The sequence below is a fragment of the Crossiella sp. S99.2 genome (assembly GCF_023094165.1).
Classification (GTDB): Bacteria; Actinomycetota; Actinomycetes; order Mycobacteriales; family Pseudonocardiaceae; genus Crossiella.
Genome location: NZ_JALMDK010000005.1, coordinates 401,062 through 418,836 on the forward strand (window position 1 = coordinate 401,062; position 17,775 = coordinate 418,836).

Consider the following 17,775-nt stretch of genomic DNA (forward strand, 5'->3'; position numbering starts at 1 on the left):
GGCCAACACACCGTCCACAACGGCCAACACGCCGGTGGGGTTTCAGGCTTTGTCGGCGTGTTGGCCGTTCTTGTACGGGGTGTTGGCCGTTGTGGCGCGGCGGGGCCACCAGCGGCGGCGGGGTTTGGGGAGGTGGCCGGATTGGGTTAGCCAGGTGGCGAAGGTGTTGGCGTCTGTTCGGGCGCCGGTGCCTTCGTGGCGGGGGTGGGTGGTGGCGTACTCGTCGAACAGGGGGCGGAAGCGGGGGCCCAGGCGTTCGGGGAGGTCTGGGCGGAGGGCGGCGGTTACCCGGCGGCGTTTTGCGCGTAGGGCGAGGGATTGGGCATGCAGGCGGGCTGGGTCGAAGCCCGCGGGTGCCGGGCCGTTGGCCAGGAGGGCTTGGAGGAGTTCGGCCTGGGCCTTGGCCAGGCGGGTGCGGTCGGGGGTGGTCATCTGGGGGCCTCGACCACGGCGCGGATGGCTGCCAGTTCCGCGGCCAGTTCGGCGTCCGGTGGGTAGGCGTCGTCGCGTTCGAGCAGGACGCCGGGTGGGGTTGCCCGGGCGCACAGGTCGGCCAGTAGGTCGAGGACTTCCTGGGGGACGGCGTGGGCGTGGGTGTCGTGGTAGAGGCCGTGTTCGGTGGTGCCGCCGGCGACGTGCACGTAGGCCAGGCGTTCCAGCGGGAGGGTGCTGAGGAATTCCTCGGGGTTGGTGCCCAGGTTGAGGTTGTTGGCGTGCAGGTTGGCCACGTCGATGAGGAGGTGGCAGCCGGTTCGGTCGGCCAGTTCGGTGAGGAACTGGGCTTCGGTGAACTCGTTGCCGGGCCACTCGATCAGGGCCGCGACGTTCTCCAGGGCCAGTGGGACCGGGAGGTCCTGTTGGGCGGCTTTGACGTTGGCACACAGGACGTTGAGGGCGTCCCGGGTGCGGGGGACGGGCATCAGGTGGCCGGCTTCCAGGCCGCCCGCGCGGACGAAGGCCACATGGTCGCTGACCAACGGGGCGCCCAGGCGTTCGGCTACCTCGGCCAGGTGGCGGACCCGGTCCGGCACAACGGGATCCGCGCCGCCCAGGGACAGCGTGACCGCGTGCGGGAGGACCGGGATTCCCCTGGCGCGCAGGATTTCCAGGGACTCCGGGAGGGTGGGGCCGGACAGGTTCTCGGCCACCACCTCCACGAAGTCCACCTGGGGCAGGCGTTCCACGGTCAGGTCGATCTCCGGGCGCCAGCCGATGCCGACGCCCAGCCGCGGGATTCCACTCATCCGCCGCAACCTCCGCCGCCGCCCCCACCGCCGCCACTGCAACCGCCGCCGCCACCGGAGCAGCCGCTGCCTCCGCCACCCCCACCGCCGCCGTCGGTGGCCAGGCCCGAGGCCACGGCCGAGTCCGGGTGGCCGCTCATTCCGCTCAGTGCCACCAGGAGCACCACATCGCCTGCCACAAAGCCACCGGCGGTGACGCCGGCCAGCCTGCGACGGTGGGCGTCGGCGCGGGCGCTGTTCAGCGCGCGCTGGCCCAGCGTGGTCGCCCTCGGTCCCGGCACGAGGGTGATGACCAGGGCGAGCACGGTGGTCACGGCCAGCAGGAAGATCAGGATCGCGATCGGCTTGCCGTTGCTGGCCCCGTCGGAGAGTCGCAGCGCGCCGATCAGCGCGATCGGCAGGAACACCATGGCCGCGGCCATCCGGCACGCGCGGGAGCGTTCCGTGCTCACCAGCAGGTGCGCCCAGAGCAACCGCTGCCGCAACTCGCGCAGCTCCGGGGACCGGTCGAGTTGCTGGGTGGCGTCCTCGACGCCGACCCTGGTCTTGCGGTCCCGCACCGCGGTCAGCACCCGGGCGTCCATTGTGGACTCGGCGGGCCTGCCGGTGGCCGCGGGCGGATTGCCGCGGCTGACCCGCAGCGCGTCGCCGGCGACCAGCCGGGCCAGCGCCGTCTCCACCAGCCTGCGGGTGCCGCCTGCGAGGTAGGCCGCCTCGTCCGCGGTCAGCGCTGGCGCGGTCGGGTGACCGGGCGGGAGCTTGCGGGCGGCCAGGCGGCGGCGGATCGCCACCGCGACGGTGATGATCAGCGCCAGTACGTAGAGACCGATGAACTCCGGGCCGGTGAGGCCCCAGGTGTTGTGCATGTCGCCACCCCCAGGGTGCCGTGGTGAGTTACGGGATCAGCCCCCGCAGCCGCCTCCGCCGCCACCCCCGCCGCTGTCGCCGGAGGAGGAGGAACAGGAGGAGCTGCTGGAACTGGACGAGCTGCTGCCGGAACAGGAACTGCCGCCGCTGGAGCCGCCGCCGGAGGACGGCAGCGCCAGCACCCGGCTGACGGTCTCGTCCGGGAACGCGGCGAGCCCGCCGAGCGCGACCAGCATGGCCGCGCCACCGATCAGTGCCAGTTGGTCGTGATCGTCCGCCGCGGGCTTGCGGAAGACGTTGGTGCGGAAGTGGTTCAGCGTCTGCTCGCCCGCGAGGGTGAGCCGGTTCATCTTGGTGATCAGCAGGACCAGGGCCACCGGCGCGGTCAGCCCCAGCAACCCGGCCAGGTAGCCGATCGGCCTGCCGTTGCCGACCCCGTCGACCACCCGGGCCACCCCGATCAGCAACAGCAACCCGAAGGCCGCCGCGCCGCGCAGGCGGGCCAGCGCCTGCCGCCGCCGGGGCACCACCAGGCCCAGCGTTTCCAGCCGGTTGCGGACCTGACCAACCAGCGGGTGGTCCGCGTACTTCGCGCGCAGGCTGCCGAGGGTGGCAGCGGGGGAGGTGCGGGCGTTCAGCTCGGCCAGGATCACCCGGTCCAGCGGGTGCTGGGCGGCCAGGCCGGTGACGCTGAGCCAGCTGCCCCTGGAGGCACGCAGGCTGCCCGCCTCCAGCATCCTGGCCACCGCGGTGAAGACCACCTGGTCGCCACCGCCTGCCAGGTAGGCCACATCGTCCGCGCTGAGCCGCCCCGCTCCCGGGGCCGCCTCGGCCCGCCGGACGGACCGGCGGGCCCAGACGGCCACCACGATCGAGACAAGCAGCCCCATGCCGTACAGGAGCAGGAACTGCGGGCCGGTCAGGCCCCAGGTCTCGGTCATACCCCCACCTCGCGTCGCTCTTGGTTGGGGCGACGGTAGCGCGTCAGCTGCCGCCACCGCCGCCGCAACCACCCCCGCCCCCACCACAGCCGCCGCCCCCGCCGCCCCCACCGCCACTGTCTCCGCCACCGCCACCACCGGCGGAGAACCCACCGGCGTAGCCCCCGGCCAGAAAACCGGTGTCGTTGAGGCCCCGGGAGCGGCGACCGCCCCTGGTTCCGTGCACCTGCTGCCGCGCCGAATGACCCAGCAGCGCCGAACGCACCGAGGCGTCCGGGTAGGCCGCGATGCCGTCCCGGGCAACGTGTTCGGCCGCACTGTCCGAAGTGGACTTCAGTGCCCGCTCGACCGCGGCGTCCCCGGCCTGGGTGCGCCAGGCCACCGGCAGCCAGGCGGCGAAGGCCGCCAGCACACCGGTCAGCACCAGCAACAGCATCAGGTAGCCGACCGGGAAGTCCCGGCTGGCGCCGTCGATCGCCCGCACCACGCCGAGCGCGCCGAGCGCGATCAGTGGCAGCGCCGAGCGGAAACCCATGCCGGGCAACCGATCCGGCGGCACCAGCAGTCCGCGGTCGACCAGCCGGGCGCCCACATCGGTGACCGCCTGGCTGTCCGCGACCCGGTGCACCAGCAACCGCAGCGTGCCGCGACCGGTGTCCCCGGTGTACTCCCGCACCTGCCGTGCCACCGGGTCCTTGAGCAGCAGCGGACCGGTGCCGCTGACATAACCGCCCCTGGCGGCCCGCAGCGCCTCCCGTTCCAGCAGCCCCGCGACCACGGTCTCCACCGCCCGGGACGAGCCCCCGACCAGGTACGCGAGTTCGACCGTGGTCACCTCGCCGACCTGGGTGGTGGCGTGGGCGTCCGGTCGCCTCCCCGCGATCCGGATCCACCCCGCCAGCACCAGCGCCACCGCCAGTCCGACGGCGTACAACTGCAAGAACTCCGGGCCGGTCAGTCCCCATGGATTGTCCATCGTGACCCCCTCTCACCAGCAAGGAAGCCTCATGGTGCGGTCTGGGTCACATCGGGACAAGAGTATTTGATACAGGATTGGGCAGAACTTAGGGAAGGCTTGAGCTTGGCCGGATTTCGCTCAACCACAACGAAATCCGGCCGTTACACAGCTACGCCGAGCGGCCGATCAGCTCTCCTCGGACTCCGGGGCGGCGACCAGGCGCAAACTGACGCTGTTGATGCAGTAGCGCTGGTCGGTCGGCGTCGGGAAGCCCTCGCCCTCGAAGACGTGCCCCAGGTGGCTGTGGCAGGTCCCGCACAGCACCTCGGTGCGCACCGCGCCCATGCTGCGGTCCTCGCGCAGCACGACGGCCTCGCCGGCCAGCGGGGTGAAGAAGGACGGCCAGCCGCAGTGCGACTCGAACTTGGTGTCGCTGCGGAACAGTTCGGCCCCGCACGCCCGGCACTCGTAGACGCCCGCGGTCTTGGTGTCGGTGTACTCGCCGGTCCACGCCCGCTCGGTGCCCGCCTGGCGCAGCACCCGGTACTCCTCGGGAGTGAGCTGCTCCCGCCACTCCTGCTCGGTCTTGACGACCTTCGGACCCTGATCCATGCCACCACGCTAATACGCCGCGCCCGGGGGTGCCCGTGGGCGGATCTTTCAGAACAGGAACAACAGGATGGTGTTGAGCGCGCCGGTGAAGGTCAGGATCAGGCCGAGCACGATCAGCCCGGCCAGCACCACCGCGGTGAGCCTGCGGCCGCCGCCGACCCGGTTGGCCGAATCGGCGAACTCGCTGACCCCGGCCAGGTAGCCCTCCACGGTGTAAGGCTTGGGCGCGTGCTCGATCCGGTCGAGGTGCTGGGCGAAGGCCCGCGCCTCGGGATCGTGGGGGTCCAACCCCACCAGGTCCTCACCGAACCGCCCTGGCGGGCCCTGCGGCTCGTCGTCCGGTGCTGCTGCGCGCATACCCGCAACGGTAGCGTGCGGAGCTGTGAACAGGGCAGACACCGACACCACGCCGCATTATGATCCCGCACTCGGACTGGCCGGGCTGCCGAGCGCACCCCGCTGGGAATCCGCAGGTCAGCGCAGCCTGTACCGCAGTGACTGGGTCAGCCTGGACCTGATCGCGGTGCGCCCGCCCACCGCGCCGCCCTATGAGCACCACGTGGTCCGCACCGCCGACGCGGTGGCCGTGGTGCTGGAGCACCCCGAGCGCGGGGTGCTGATGCTGCACCGGCACCGGTTCATCACCGAGACCACCGGCCTGGAACTCCCGGCGGGCGGCATCGACCCTGGCGAGGACCCGGTGGCCGCCGCGGTCCGGGAGACCGCCGAGGAGACCGGCTGGGCCGCGGTGCGCCCCCGGCTGTTCCTGACCAGGTGCGTCTCCAACGGCAACAGCGACCAGCTCTTCCACTTCGTGCACGCCGAGGTAGGACAGTGGCTGGGCGGGCCGGAGAGCCCCGATGAGGGCCCCGCGGTGTGGGTCCGGCATGAACACCTGCGGGACGTGCTGGGCCGCGATCTGGTGAGCTGTGCGCCCTCCAGTCTGGGGCTGTTGCACGCGATGACCTTCGGTCTGCTGCGCGCGGGGGCCGGGGCCGGTAGCGTCCAGGCCCGTGAGCAGGGGTGAAGCACTTGAGCTGACCGTGGACGGCCCGGCGGGACCGCGTGCCGTGCGGGTGTCCAGCCCGGACAAGGTGTACTTCCCGGAGCGCGGCATCACCAAGCGCCAGGTGGTCGAGTACTACCTGGCGGTGGCCGAACCGCTGATGCGCGTGCTGGGGGAGCGCCCGACCACGCTGAAGCGGTTCCCCGACGGCGTGGCAGGCGAGCCCTTCTACGCCAAGCGGGTGCCCAAGGGCGCGCCGGAGTGGGTGCAGCCGGTGCGGATCACCTTCCCGTCCGGCCGCACCGCCGAGCAGGTCTGCCCGACCGAGCCCGCGGTGCTGGTCTGGGCGGCCAACCTGGGCACCCTGGACTTCCACCCGTGGCCGGTCCGGCGACCCGACGTGGACCACCCGGACGAACTGCGGATCGACCTGGACCCGCAGCCGGGCACCGACTTCCACGACGCGGTCCGGGTGGCGGGCGTGCTGCGCGAGGTCCTGGAGGAGGCGGGCATGACCGGTTTCGCCAAGACCTCCGGCGGCCGCGGCATCCACGTGCTGGTCCGCATCCGCCCCGAATGGGACTTCATCGAGGTCCGGCACGCGGTGATCGCACTGGGCCGCGAGGTCGAGCGCCGCCTGCCGGAGCAGGCCACCGTGGCCTGGTGGAAGGAACAACGCGGCGAACGGGTGTTCCTGGACTACAACCAGGCCGCGCGGGACCGCACGGTCGCCTCCACCTGGTCGGTGCGCGGCACCCCTCGCGCGACCGTGTCCTTCCCGCTGGACTGGGCTGATCTGTCCACTGTGGACCCGGACGATTTCGACGTGCTGACCGTGCCGGGGCTGCTGGCCGAACGCGGGGACGCGCACGCGAGTATGGACGAGAAGGCCTTCGGGATCGAGACCGCGTTGGAGTGGTACTCCCGGGATGAGCGGGATCATGGGCTGGGTGAGATGCCGTATCCGCCGGACTACCCGAAGATGCCGGGAGAACCGCCGCGGGTGCAGCCGTCCAAGGCCCGTAAGGTCACGGACGAGAGCTAGGCCAACTGGCCGGATTCCCTAGAGCGGTAAGGCATTTCCAGCCGGATCGGGCAGACCATGGGGCGGGGCTTCGCGCCTCATGGGGCTGAATCACCTTGGTACGGCGGGATTCCTGGCAGCGTCGGCGGTAGTCGCACGACGGTCTTCTGGGAAGGGATGAACCGATGCTGCGCATTACCGCAGATATTTTCTCCGGCCGGTCGAACCCGGTGTGGGAGGTGCGGGACGGGGCCGAGGCGCGGGCCGCGTTACGCGCGCTGACCGCGGACCGGGGGTTGCTCACCGAGTCCGCGCCGGCGGCGAGTGGGCTGGGTTTCCGGGGCTTTCAGGTGGAGACGCTGGGGGACGACCACGCCTCGGACCTGGGGCTCGCCAGTGTGTACCTGCCGGTGGGCGCGCTGGCCGGTGGGGCGGGCGCGGCCGAGCTGGGGGAGCGGCTGATCAGCCTGATCGGGCGCAGTGAGAGCGCGGGGTACGCGGCCGAGGACGCGTTGCCGCTGGATGAGTCACTGGCCACGTTCCTGGGTTCGCAGCTGGAGGCGGTCAGCTCGGCCGCGGGCACCGCCTCCCGGTCGATCAGGGACACCCGCAGCGGCGAGGCCACCGCCGCGCCGGGGCAGGAGCAGTCGCCGGCGGACGCCGAGTCCGCCGCCGCGGTGGTCTGCTACATCGAGCGGACCGCGTTCAACCCCGGGTTCTGGAACAACGACGCCACCACGTTGCGCAACAACAACTGCTACAACTACGCCAGCAACTGGCGGACCAACACCTTCGCCCAGCCGGGCCGTGGCGCGGGCGCGATGTACACCGCGGTCACCTGCGCCGAGGTGACCAGGGGCGCGCTGGCCGACGGCATGCACCGCCGGTTCGACTGCTTCCCGGACACCGAGAAGCCGCGCCCGCTGACGGCGCTGGTGGTCGCACCCGGCCCCGGTTTCATCGACTACCACTGGTACCGCTTGCAGTCCGAGCCGTTCTGGGGGCACAAGCCGGGCGGCACGGCGGCCCGCAACACCGACAACAGCGGTGTGGTGATCAGCAACCCGGAGACCGCCAACCGCGGTGCCTACACCCAGTTCTGCGGTTACTTCTACGGCTGCAACACCCAGCGCAACCGGATTCGCTGACACCGTAGGGTTTTTCACTCCGGCGGGCGGGCCACCTCTCGCCCGCCGGGGCCACCCAGCCCAGCCCCGAGTGTCACGGCCAACACGATGGAGGGTGGGCACTTCTGGCCGCGAGAACGCGTTGCGGGCACCTCGACCGAGCGCCTACCTGTTGCGAAAAGGCGTGGCGCGCCAGCGACACGGCGGGCTCTTCACCTGCGGCGGGGTGCCGATTTTTCGCGTTGCCTTGTCGTGCGTCCGACGCATCCGAAGCTTGCTTCGCGTGCGGCGGATGCACGACGAGGCGACTCAAGAGCGAAAAATCCAGCGTGCGGAGCACGCCAATCGACTCAGTTCTTGTCGGTCTGGCCGGGGTCGGTGGAGCAGATCTGGTTCAGCGAGTCCGGCGGCGCGATGTTCGGTGAGCTGCCGGCGGGCGGCTGGGTGCCGCTGGTGCGCACCGGCGGCTTGCCGGTGGGCGCGCCCGGCTTGCCGGGGGTGCTCGACGGCGGGGTCGCGGTGCTGGTGGTGGTCGGGCTGGCCGAGGTCGAGGTGGTCATCGCCTGGGCGTTGCGCACGACCTCGCGCATGTAGTTGAAGTCCGGCATGGCGGTGGAGAATTTGCCGCCGTTGCGGGTGGACAGGTTGGGGTCGAAGGAGATGCTCTGGATCGGCAGCGCGCGGGCCTTGTTGGCCAGGCCCAGCAGCGCGGGCAGCACGTCCTGCGGGATGTTGGTGGACACGTTGTCCTGGGTGGCCGCGGCCACGCCCTGGAAGTTGGTCAGCATGTCCATCGGGCTCTTCTGCTCGATGACGTACTTGATCAGGCAGCGCTGGCGGCTCATCCGCATGTAGTCGCTGCCGTCGCTGCGCGCCCGGCCGTACCAGAGCGCCTGCTCGCCGTTGAGGTGCTGCTGCCCGGCCGGGATCCAGCCCTTGGGCCGGATCTGCTCGCCGTGCGGGCCGAGGCCGTTGATCGGGATGGGCCGGGGGCCGACGTTGACGTCCACGCCGCCGAGGGCGTCGATGATCGAGGCGAACCCGGCCATGTTGACCTGGATGTAGTAGTCCAGTTCCACGCCCAGCATCTGGCCGATCGAGGAGTTGAGCAGGTTCAGCCCGGCCACCGTGCTCGGGCCGCTGGGCGCCAGCTGCGGGTGCTCGTTGCCGTACTTGTACAGCGCGTTGAGCAGGTACTCGCCCGAGTTCGGGTCCCGGCCGTCGTGGAAGCCGTTGGGGAACTGCCTGGCCATCGGCGAACCGGGCGGGAACTGGGCGCGCTGCAGGTTGCGCGGGAGTCCGAACAGGACGGTCTGGCCGCTGCGGGTGTCCAGGCTGGCCACCATCATGGTGTCGGTGCGGGTGCCGGTGCGGTCCGGGCCCGCGTCGCTGCCCACCAGCAGGATGTTGAGCCGCGGCTTCTTGATCGCCTCCACGTCGCCGCCCTGGCTGGGCTGGGTGCCGCCCTGGCCGCCCGCGGTGCTTCCGTTGGTGGGGAACAGGTTCTGCAGCAGCGAGCGGTAGGTGTTGACGGTGTAGGCGGCGTAGCCGAACGGTGCGGCGATCACCGCGCACAGGGTGACCACGACCAGGGTGGCCGCGATCCGGCCGCCCGCTCGCATGCCGCCGCGCGGGCGCGCCAGCGCGAAGGTGCGCAGCACCACGGTGATCCACAGCAGCGCGAGCACGGCGCAGGCGATGATCGCCCCGAGCAGCACCCGAGGTGACACCGCGTACTTGAGCAACTCCTCCTGGGTGAGGGTCAGCCCGAGGTAGAGCCCGCCGCCGAGCAGCAGCAGGAAGATCGCCAGCAGGAACCAGCCTGCCCGCTTGCGCAGGGCGAGGTGCCCGGAGCCGGGCACGATGGTGGATCCCAGGGTGAGCAGCAATGCCTTACCCAGAGTGCGGGATTGCTCACTCTCTCGCGATCGTCGGCCCATGTGTCCAGCTCCTCGGTTCTGTCCTGCGCTGTTCATACGCCGCAGTCCCGAACCGGGTTGCACCGCTGACCAGTGGTTCCACTGGGCCGCCGCGGGTGGCGCCGGCCCTCGGCCGTTAAACGTACCGATAGTCGAATTGGTTGCCGCACGTGACCGGAATCGCGTCGATCCCCTCTCCCGGGGGAGTGCGCTGGTTCCTGTGGGGGAGTTGTCACTGACCGCTTCGCAGCAGGCTCGACAGGGCCAGTGCAGAGCGTCACGAACGGGGAGAGCGATGAGCGGACCGCAACGGATCGTCGTGGTCGGGGGCGGCTATGTCGGCATGTACACCGCGCTGCGACTCCAGAAGAAGCTGAGCGCGGGCGAGGCGACGATCACCGTCGTCGACCCGCAGCCGAACATGACCTACCAACCGTTCCTCCCCGAGGCCGCGGCGGGCTCGATCGAGCCGCGCCATGTGGTAGTACCGCTGCGCAAGGTCCTGCGCAAGTGCACCGTGCTCACCGGACGGGTGTCCACGGTGGACGCCGGACGCAAGATCGTCACCGTGCTGCCGGTGGAGGGCCTGCCGACCGAGCTGCCCTACGACCACCTCGTGCTCGCGCCCGGCGCGGTCGCCAGGACCCTCCCGGTGCCCGGTCTGGCCGAGTGCGGGATCGGCTTCGGATCCGTCGGCGAGGCCATCCACCTGCGCAACCACGTGCTGTCCAGGCTGGACGTGGCCTCCACCACCGACGATCCGGCACTGCGTCGGCGGGCCCTCACCTTCGTCGTGGTGGGTGGGGGATATGCCGGGATCGAGGTGTTCGGCGAACTGGAGGACATGGCCCGCGCGGCCCTGCGACAGCACCCCCGACTGTCCGAAAAGGACATGCGCTGGGTGCTGGTGGAAGCAGCCGATCGGGTGTTGCCGGAAGTGAGCCCGAGCATGGCCGACTACACCGTCGGCCGGTTGCGCAAGCGCGGCATGGAGGTGCTCCTGGGCACCCGGGTGTCCGCAATGGACGGTGGGCACGTGGTGCTCACTCCATCCATGCTCGACCCCGCGAGCGGGTCTTCGGCAGCCGAGGAATTCGACGCCGACACCATCGTGTGGACCGCCGGAGTCAAGGCCAACCCGCTCGCCGCCCGATCGGGTCTGCCGGTGGACGCGCGCGGCCGGGTGCAGTGCGATCCGGAACTCCGGGTGATCGGCACCGACGGGGTGTGGTCGGCCGGTGACTGCGCGGCCGTGCCCGACCTGTCGGCCAGCGGGCTGAGCGTGTGCGCGCCCAGCGCCCAGCACGCGGTCCGGCAGGCCAAGGTGCTCGCGGACAACCTGCGGGCCGCGGTGCGCGGGCGGCCGGTGCGCGGGTACCGGCACAAGCACGTCGGCTCGGTGGCCAGCCTCGGGCTGCACAAGGGGGTCGCCGAGGTCTACGGCATCCGGCTGCGCGGGTTCCTGGCCTGGCTGCTGCACCGGCTGTACCACCTGAGCCGGGTGCCCACGCTCAACCGGAAGGTGCGGGTGGTCGGCGACTGGGTGCTCACCTTTTTCTGCGGCCGCGAGGTGGTGTCACTCGGCCAGGTGGAGCATCCGCGCCGGGACTGGGCCGCCATCGTGGCCGAGGTGGAGTCGAATCCCCAGATCACAGTCCCGAAACCGTTCTCCGGAACGGACCGGTGAGTCTGATTGACTGTTCAACCGTGCGAATTGTGCTGGACACCGATCCGGGGATCGACGACGCGCTCGCGATCCTGTATTTGGCCGCGCAGGCAGACGTGGAGATCGTCGCTGTGGGTAGCGTCCACGGGAACGTGCCCGCGCAGGTCGCCGCGGACAACAGCAGGCGGATCCTGGACGTGCTCGGGCTGGACGCGGTCCCAGTGGCCGTCGGCGCCGCCCGGCCGCTCGCCCAACCCCTGCTGACCTCGGAGTTCGTGCACGGCCCGCACGGCCTCGGCCGCTGGGAGGGCCCTGAGCCGTCCCGGCCCGCGGTGCGCGAGTCCGCGGCCGAACAGATCGTCCAGCTCGCCCGGCAGCACCCGGGCGAGCTGGACCTCCTCGCGCTCGGCCCGCTCACCAACGTGGCGCTGGCCCTGCTGCTGGAACCCGAACTGCCCAGCCTGCTGCGCTCGGTGATGGTGATGGGCGGCGCGGTGGACGCCCCCGGCAACGCCACCCCGTTCGCCGAGGCCAACATCTGGCACGACCCGGAGGCCGCCGACCTGGTCTTCGCCGCCGGTTTCGCGCTGACCCTGGTGGCCCTGGACGTCACCCACTCCGCCCGCGCCGACGCCGACTGGCTGGACACCCTGGCCGCCAGCACCGGCCCGCGCGGCAAGTTCGCGCACGACGTGCTCGGCTTCTATGTCGACTTCTACAGCCGGATGCTCGGCGAACGCTGCTGCACCCTCTACGACCCCCTCGCCGCGGCCATCCTGCTGCACCCGGACCTGGCCACCTACCGCGAACTGCCGGTCAGCGTGGAGCTGCGCGGGGAGAAGACCCGCGGCCAGACCGTGGCCGACCTGCGCGGCTACGGCAAGGAGATCTCGGCCGAACTCGGCGGGATCACCGACCGGCCCGCCATCAAGGTGGCCCGGACGGTGGACGGTCAGGCCTTCTTCAAGCAGCTCACCGAGGCCCTGATCGACCGGGTCTGACCGTCGCCCGGTCCGGACCGGCCTGCGGTTACGGTGAGCAGGTGAGAAGTTCCGCGAGCGAACGCGGCCCCCGGGTCTTCCGCGGCGAGCCGCCGCTGACCGCCGAGTTGATCGTGGACGCCGCCGAACGGCTCACCGCCGAAGCAGGCCTGGCCGGCTGGACCGTGCGCAAGCTCGCCACCGAGCTGGACTGCTGGCCCACGGTGATCTACCACCACGTCGGCGACCGGGCCGCCGTGCACCACGCGGTCGCCGACCGGGTGGTGTCCCGGATGCCCTGTCCGGCCGAGGACCTGGACTGGCGGGAGTGGTTCACCGAACTGCTCCTCGGCGCCCGCCCGGTGCTGCGCGGCTACCCCGGCGTGGCCCGCTGGCTGGTGCTGCGCGGCCCGATCGTGCCCTCCGCCCTGCGCATCCTGGACCGCGGCGTGCGGGTGCTCCAGCGCGCGGGCTTCGGCGCGGAATCACCGATGGTCTACAGCACCCTGCTCAACGCGGCCATCCTGCTGATCATGTCCTACGACGAGCGGTCCGCGGAGGACGCGAACACCAAGATCACCATCACCGAGGCACTGGGCGCCTACCGGGACGACCCGCGCGAGGGCCTGGCCGCGATGGCCGAGTACCTGCTCACCCCCGGCATGTCCGAGCAGTTCTACGCCTTCACGATCGATCGGGCCATCGCCGGGGCGCAGGCGCGGCTCACCGAGCTGGGCTGCGGGTGAGACGCTGCTAACGCGGTGACCCACCCGCTCCGGCGGCTACCGTCTTCCTCGACATTGTTCGTTGAGTTCGAGGAGGCCACCCCGTGACCGGGCCCTGGGTTCGCTGCTACCAGTCCCGTCCGCAGGCACGGCTCCGGCTGTTCTGCTTCCCGCACGCGGGCGGCACCGCCAGCGCGTACCGGTTGTGGCCGCCGCTGTTGCCAGCCGGGGTGGAGATGCTGGCGGTGCAGTATCCGGGGCGGGAGGAGCGGTTCAGCGAGCCCGCGTTGACGACGATGGACGAGCTGGTCACGCAGTTGGTCGCGGGGTTGCGGGCTGAACTGGACCGGCCGTTCGTGTTCTTCGGGCACAGCATGGGCGCCTCGGTCGCGTACGAGACCGCGCTGGCGTTGCGGGCGGCCGGGTTGCCGATGCCGCAGCGGGTGGTGGTGTCGGGCAAGGAGGCGCCGGAGCACGCGGTGCCGGGGGAGGTGCATCTGCGCGATGACGAGGGATTGGTGCGCGAGCTGACCGCGCTGGGCGGGACCGGGTCCGCTGTGTTGGAGCACCCCGAGTTGCGGGAGTTGTTGCTGCCGATCGTGCGGGCGGACTATCGGTTGATCGAGACCTATCAGCCAACGGCCGCGGATGCGCTGGAGTGTCCGGTGACCGCGTTCGTGGGGGACAGCGATCCGGAGCTGACCGTGGATCAGGCCCGGGATTGGGACAAGACCACGAGTGGTGGCTTTGATCTACAGGTTTTCCCCGGTGATCACTTCTACCTGATGGACGGGCGGGCTCAGGTTGTCGCCGCGCTCAACCGGCGGCTGCCGCTCGCGCCATCTCGGCCGACCGCTCCTTGAGGTCCGTCCACAACGGCCAACGTGGCGTACGACAACGGCAAACACTCCGGGGGCTGGTGCGGCCGGCGGCTGCTCCCAACGCGTTAACGTGACGGCCAACGTTGGTACCCACCGGCATACTGTTGGGAAGACACTTGTCGCCGCAACGGTGGAAAGGACCCGGTGCACACGTTCCTGGCGCGTTTCGTCGGCGGTCCGCTGGACGGCCGGTGGCAGACGTTCACCTCCGCCAGTCCAGCCGCACTGGCGACGGTGACCCACGTCCACCTGCACCAGGGGCCCAAGATCGTGCACCACTACGACCTCCGGCACAGCGAGGAACACGGCTGGGAGTACCACCTGCGGCAGGACGTCGACGCCGAGGAGTGCTAGCCCCCACCCCGGTTAGGATGTCCGCCGGAACTGGGGGTTCTTTCATGGTGAAGGTGGCGGCGGGCGTCCGCGAGCAGGTGCAGGCCGAGTTGTCCCGGCAGTGGCGGGAACCGGTGCGGGTGGTGCACATCAGCAAGGTGCGGCCCGAGTTCCGGGTCAAGGGACGGCGCAGCGACGGGACCGTGATCGGGACCCGGCTGCTCCGGCGGTGCGCCTGGAACCTGGTGCGCTTCGCCGGGGTGCTGGTGCAGCTCGTGCTGACCGATGACGGCGATCTCGACCTGCGGCGGGGCACGGTGACCGCGCCGCCGACCTCGCCCGCGGTCGGGTTCGCGGACACGGCGCGACGGGTGCGGCGGCGGTTGTGGCTGGGCTGGACGCCGTGGCGGGTGGCGTTGCTGGTGGTGGACAGTGGCGGGCCGCGGATCGTGTGGCAGGGCCAGGCGCAGTTCGCCACCCGGCAGTTCGCGGTGGTGTGGCCAGACGGCGGCCGGGTGGTGCTGCCACCGGACCGGGCGGAGCGGGCCCGGATCAAGCGGGAACTGGGGTGAAACCGGAGGTCGCGGCCCGGCGGGCGGCCGAGGCCGGGGAGTGGGCGCGCCGGGAATGGGGGCAGGACGCGCGGGCGGTGCCGTTGGGGGAGCTGCGGTTCCGGTACCACGTGCGTGGGCGGCGGGTGGACGGGTCGGCGCGCAATCCCGGCCAGCCCGGGTCCAGCAGCGCGGAGGAGATCGTGGCCGCGCCGCTGGGTGAGGCCAACGGGCTGGGGGAGTTGCTGGTGGCGGCGGTGGTCTCGGCGCTGCTGTGGGTGTTGCTGCTGGGGGTGCGGCTGGTCTGGCTGCTGATGCGGCTGGTCAGGCGGAAGGTGGCGCAGCGGACCGCGACCGTGCTCGGCCGGACCCGGCAGCTGGGGGTGCGGTTCGCGGACGCGGCGAACCGGCAGGACGACGTGTGGCTGGTGTGGACCGGGCGGCGGATGGCGTTGCTGCACGTCCGGCCCAAATGGTGCCGGCCGTTGTGGCAAGGCGAGGGGGAGTCGGCGCCGCGGATCGAGCGGCGCACGTTGCGCTGGGCCGACGGCTCCCGGGTGCGACTGCCCGCAGGCACGCTGGAGGGCTGAGTCGCCGGCGCGGGGCTGGGCGGAGGGCTGCCGCGGCAACCTCCGTGGGGCCGCCGGTGTCCTTGCCGTTGAGGTGCGGACCTGGCCGGTTGGCGTGGGGAGGCGTGGTGGCCGAGCAGCGGGTGCGGGAGTGGACCGGGCACTGGGGGGAGCCGGTGCGGGTGACCGAGGTGAGCGAGGTCGTGTTCCGGTACCGGGTGCCGGGGCGGCTGCGCAACGGGCAGGACGGGCGGGCCGCGGCCGCCGATGAGGCCACTGACCTGGCGTGGACCGCGGTGTTCGGCGGCTGGGCGAACTGGCTGGGCGGCCAGGTGATGGAACTGCTGACCAGGGTGGGCGTCCGGCTGTTCGACCGGAAGGCGGCCAGATATCGCGCGCTGGTGCGGGCCCCGGCGGCGGCGGAGGCCGTGCGGTTCGCGGACGTGGTGAACGAGGACGGGCGGTTGTGGCTGGTGTGGTCGGCCCGGCGGATGGCCGTGCTGGAGGTCGCCGAGGACTCGATGTCGGTGCGCTGGCAGGGTGCGTCGCCGACCTGGCTGGACCGGCGCGGGTTGCGCTGGCCGGATGGGGGCCGGGTGTGGTTGCCGGAGCGGATTTTCCACGACTGAGCCGGGTTCGCGACAACCTTCCCGGGCTCGCCGGTGTCCTTGCCGGTGACTGGGGAGTTGGCCGGCTGGGGAGGTTGGCGTTGGGGGACTTGGTGGTGGCGGGTGTCGCGCCCGAGGGTGTCGAGGCTGAACAGCGGGTGCTGGGTGTCTGAGCGGCAGGTGCGCGAGTGGGCCCAGGACTGGTCGGGGCCGGTGCGGGTGGTCGAGGTGAGCGACCTCGAGTTCCAGCACCGGTTGACCGGGCGGCGGGACCGTGAGCCGCAGCCGGGGCAGAGCCAGGACGGCTGGGCCGCCGAAGCGCTGCTCGATCACGAACCGCACCTGCTGACGGGGCTGGCGAGCTGGCTGATGGGCCGGGTGTTCCGGCGGCCGCGGCCGGTGTACCTGGCCTGGGTGCGCGGTGAGCCGGAGCAGGTCGCCGTGGAGTGTCACAGTCGCGGCGAACGGGCCGGGGCGGCGGTGGCTGGTCTGGGCGGAGGACTGGCTGGCGGTGCTGTGCGTGTACCCGGACCGGGTGGAACCACGCTGGGCCGGGCGGGTGGAGTGGCTGGACCCCGGCGAGCTTCGCTGGGCGGACGAAGGGTGGGTGCAGCTGCCCTCGTGGGTGGCCGCCGGTCGTCCACCTCGGCCCCGTTGGCGGACACCGGGATAGGGGGCGTGTCCCCTAGGCTGCGGCTCGGATGCTGAGCAGGGAGGTCCGCATGTCCGGCAAGCCGTTCGCCTCCGCCGCCGACCTGGCGCCCAAGGAACAGACCCTGGAGGTGCTCGGGGAGGGCGTGTACGCGCTCACCGCCGCCGGGGATCCCAACGTGGGTGCGATCGAGGGCGAGGACTTCCTGGTCTGTTTCGAGGCCATGGCCACGCCCGTGGCGGCCCGGCGCTGGCTGGCCCGGCTGCGCGAGCACACCGACAAACCGGTGCGGTACCTGGTGCTCAGCCACTATCACGCGGTGCGGGTGCTCGGCGCGAGCGCCTTCGAGGCGCCGGTGGTGGTGGCGCAGGAGCACACCAGGGCGCTGATCGCCGAGCGCGGGGAGGCGGACTGGGCCTCGGAGTTCGCCCGGATGCCCCGGCTGTTCCAGGAACCCGAGACCATCCCCGGGCTCACCTGGCCCACGCTGACCTTCTCCGACCGGCTCACCATCCCGCTCGGCGGCGACCGCGGCGACCTGGAACTGCGCTACTGCGGCCGCGGCCACACCGAGGGCGATCTGGTGGCCTGGCTGCCGCGGCAGCGGATCCTGTTCGCCGGTGACCTGGTGGAGTCCCAGGCCGCGCTCTACACCGGGGACGCCTACCACCGGGACTGGGCATCGTCCACTTTGGACACTGTGGCCGCGTTGCGGGCCGAGGTGCTGGTGGGCGGGCGGGGCGCGGTGGCCCGCGGCCGGGTGGCGGTGGACGCCGCGATCGCGCAGACCCGGCATTTCCTGCAGGTGCTGCAGGCCCAGGTGGCCGCGGTGCACGTGCGCAACGGCAGCCTCAAGGAGGCATTCGACGCCGCGCACGCCGCACTGGCCGGGCGCTACGGCGGCTGGCCGATTTTCGAGCACTGCCTGCCGTTCAACGTGGCCAGGCTGTGGGACGAGCTGTCCGGCGTGGAACGACCGGTGATCTGGACCGCGGAACGAGACCAAGAAGTCTGGTCCCAGCTCCAGGGAAGGTAGGCCGTGTTTGGCGGATCTTGGTCGCGACCAATTTCCACCAAACGCGGCCTAGGAGCTGGGACCAGAAAGCCAGGCT

21 protein-coding genes are annotated in these 17,775 nt (G+C 71.5%); 13 read left to right on the top strand and 8 right to left on the bottom strand.

Annotation, left to right across the window (positions count from 1 at the left end):
* Positions 1–42: 42 nt before the first annotated feature.
* The 7 genes from MZC64_RS21575 to MZC64_RS21605 form a co-directional block, all read right to left on the bottom strand.
* The gene (locus tag MZC64_RS21575; protein WP_247758568.1) at positions 43–432 is read right to left on the bottom strand and encodes a hypothetical protein; all 390 of its coding nucleotides are present in this window, start codon (positions 430–432) and stop codon (positions 43–45) included.
* A complete protein-coding gene (locus MZC64_RS21580; RefSeq protein ID WP_247758567.1) occupies positions 429–1,244 on the bottom strand; it encodes a DUF692 domain-containing protein in 816 nt (271 codons plus the stop codon). Before MZC64_RS21580 ends, MZC64_RS21575 begins: the two co-directional genes overlap by 4 nt.
* Positions 1,241–2,110 (bottom strand): TIGR04222 domain-containing membrane protein, encoded by an 870-nt coding sequence (locus tag MZC64_RS21585; protein ID WP_247758566.1) that lies wholly within the window; start codon positions 2,108–2,110, stop codon positions 1,241–1,243. Before MZC64_RS21585 ends, MZC64_RS21580 begins: the two co-directional genes overlap by 4 nt.
* Positions 2,111–2,146: 36 nt before the next feature.
* Positions 2,147–3,052, bottom strand: a complete 906-nt coding sequence (locus MZC64_RS21590; protein ID WP_247758565.1) for a TIGR04222 domain-containing membrane protein — start codon at positions 3,050–3,052, stop codon at positions 2,147–2,149.
* Positions 3,053–3,095: 43 nt separating this feature from the next.
* A complete protein-coding gene (locus MZC64_RS21595; RefSeq protein ID WP_247758564.1) occupies positions 3,096–4,028 on the bottom strand; it encodes a TIGR04222 domain-containing membrane protein in 933 nt (310 codons plus the stop codon).
* A 168-nt stretch (positions 4,029–4,196) separates the two neighbouring features.
* Positions 4,197–4,622, bottom strand: a complete 426-nt coding sequence (msrB, locus tag MZC64_RS21600; RefSeq protein ID WP_247758563.1) for a peptide-methionine (R)-S-oxide reductase MsrB — start codon at positions 4,620–4,622, stop codon at positions 4,197–4,199.
* Between the two features lie 48 nt (positions 4,623–4,670).
* Positions 4,671–4,979, bottom strand: coding sequence for a hypothetical protein (locus MZC64_RS21605; RefSeq protein WP_247758562.1), 309 nt, complete (start codon positions 4,977–4,979; stop codon positions 4,671–4,673).
* Positions 4,980–5,004: 25 nt separating this feature from the next.
* Between MZC64_RS21605 and MZC64_RS21610 the strand changes: the two genes are divergently transcribed.
* The 3 genes from MZC64_RS21610 to MZC64_RS21620 all read left to right on the top strand — a co-directional run bounded on the left by MZC64_RS21610 (position 5,005) and on the right by MZC64_RS21620 (position 7,800).
* Positions 5,005–5,649, top strand: a complete 645-nt coding sequence (locus MZC64_RS21610) for an NUDIX hydrolase (protein ID WP_247758561.1) — start codon at positions 5,005–5,007, stop codon at positions 5,647–5,649.
* Positions 5,636–6,673 (top strand): non-homologous end-joining DNA ligase, encoded by a 1,038-nt coding sequence (gene ligD / locus MZC64_RS21615; RefSeq protein ID WP_247758560.1) that lies wholly within the window; start codon positions 5,636–5,638, stop codon positions 6,671–6,673. The genes MZC64_RS21610 and ligD overlap by 14 nt, the downstream gene beginning before the upstream one ends.
* A 164-nt stretch (positions 6,674–6,837) precedes the next feature.
* Positions 6,838–7,800 (top strand): hypothetical protein, encoded by a 963-nt coding sequence (locus MZC64_RS21620; RefSeq protein WP_247758559.1) that lies wholly within the window; start codon positions 6,838–6,840, stop codon positions 7,798–7,800.
* Between the two features lie 329 nt (positions 7,801–8,129).
* On the opposite strand, the gene MZC64_RS21625 is transcribed toward MZC64_RS21620, so the two are convergent.
* Complete coding sequence (locus MZC64_RS21625; protein WP_247758558.1) at positions 8,130–9,719, bottom strand: LCP family protein; 1,590 nt, start codon at positions 9,717–9,719, stop codon at positions 8,130–8,132.
* A gap of 274 nt (positions 9,720–9,993) precedes the next feature.
* Between MZC64_RS21625 and MZC64_RS21630 the strand changes: the two genes are divergently transcribed.
* The 10 genes from MZC64_RS21630 (at position 9,994) to MZC64_RS21675 (ending at position 17,699) form a co-directional block, all read left to right on the top strand.
* Positions 9,994–11,385: an NAD(P)/FAD-dependent oxidoreductase gene (locus MZC64_RS21630; protein ID WP_247758557.1), complete on the top strand. Its 1,392-nt coding sequence runs from the start codon at positions 9,994–9,996 to the stop codon at positions 11,383–11,385.
* A 20-nt stretch (positions 11,386–11,405) separates the two neighbouring features.
* Positions 11,406–12,365, top strand: coding sequence for a nucleoside hydrolase (locus tag MZC64_RS21635; protein ID WP_247758556.1), 960 nt, complete (start codon positions 11,406–11,408; stop codon positions 12,363–12,365).
* A 41-nt stretch (positions 12,366–12,406) separates the two neighbouring features.
* On the top strand, positions 12,407–13,090 hold the full coding sequence (locus tag MZC64_RS21640; RefSeq protein ID WP_247758555.1) for a TetR/AcrR family transcriptional regulator: 684 nt from the start codon (positions 12,407–12,409) through the stop codon (positions 13,088–13,090).
* Positions 13,091–13,173: 83 nt separating this feature from the next.
* On the top strand, positions 13,174–13,932 hold the full coding sequence (locus MZC64_RS21645) for a thioesterase II family protein (protein ID WP_247758554.1): 759 nt from the start codon (positions 13,174–13,176) through the stop codon (positions 13,930–13,932).
* Between the two features lie 162 nt (positions 13,933–14,094).
* A complete protein-coding gene (locus MZC64_RS21650) occupies positions 14,095–14,304 on the top strand; it encodes a hypothetical protein (protein WP_185002870.1) in 210 nt (69 codons plus the stop codon).
* Between the two features lie 44 nt (positions 14,305–14,348).
* Positions 14,349–14,855 (top strand): hypothetical protein, encoded by a 507-nt coding sequence (locus tag MZC64_RS21655; RefSeq protein ID WP_247758553.1) that lies wholly within the window; start codon positions 14,349–14,351, stop codon positions 14,853–14,855.
* Positions 14,852–15,424: a hypothetical protein gene (locus MZC64_RS21660; protein ID WP_247758552.1), complete on the top strand. Its 573-nt coding sequence runs from the start codon at positions 14,852–14,854 to the stop codon at positions 15,422–15,424. The genes MZC64_RS21655 and MZC64_RS21660 overlap by 4 nt, the downstream gene beginning before the upstream one ends.
* A 107-nt stretch (positions 15,425–15,531) precedes the next feature.
* On the top strand, positions 15,532–16,032 hold the full coding sequence (locus MZC64_RS21665; protein ID WP_247758551.1) for a hypothetical protein: 501 nt from the start codon (positions 15,532–15,534) through the stop codon (positions 16,030–16,032).
* A 400-nt stretch (positions 16,033–16,432) separates the two neighbouring features.
* Positions 16,433–16,684 (top strand): hypothetical protein, encoded by a 252-nt coding sequence (locus MZC64_RS21670; protein ID WP_247758550.1) that lies wholly within the window; start codon positions 16,433–16,435, stop codon positions 16,682–16,684.
* 49 nt (positions 16,685–16,733) lie between these two features.
* Positions 16,734–17,699: an MBL fold metallo-hydrolase gene (locus tag MZC64_RS21675; protein WP_247758549.1), complete on the top strand. Its 966-nt coding sequence runs from the start codon at positions 16,734–16,736 to the stop codon at positions 17,697–17,699.
* Positions 17,700–17,775: the final 76 nt, after the last annotated feature.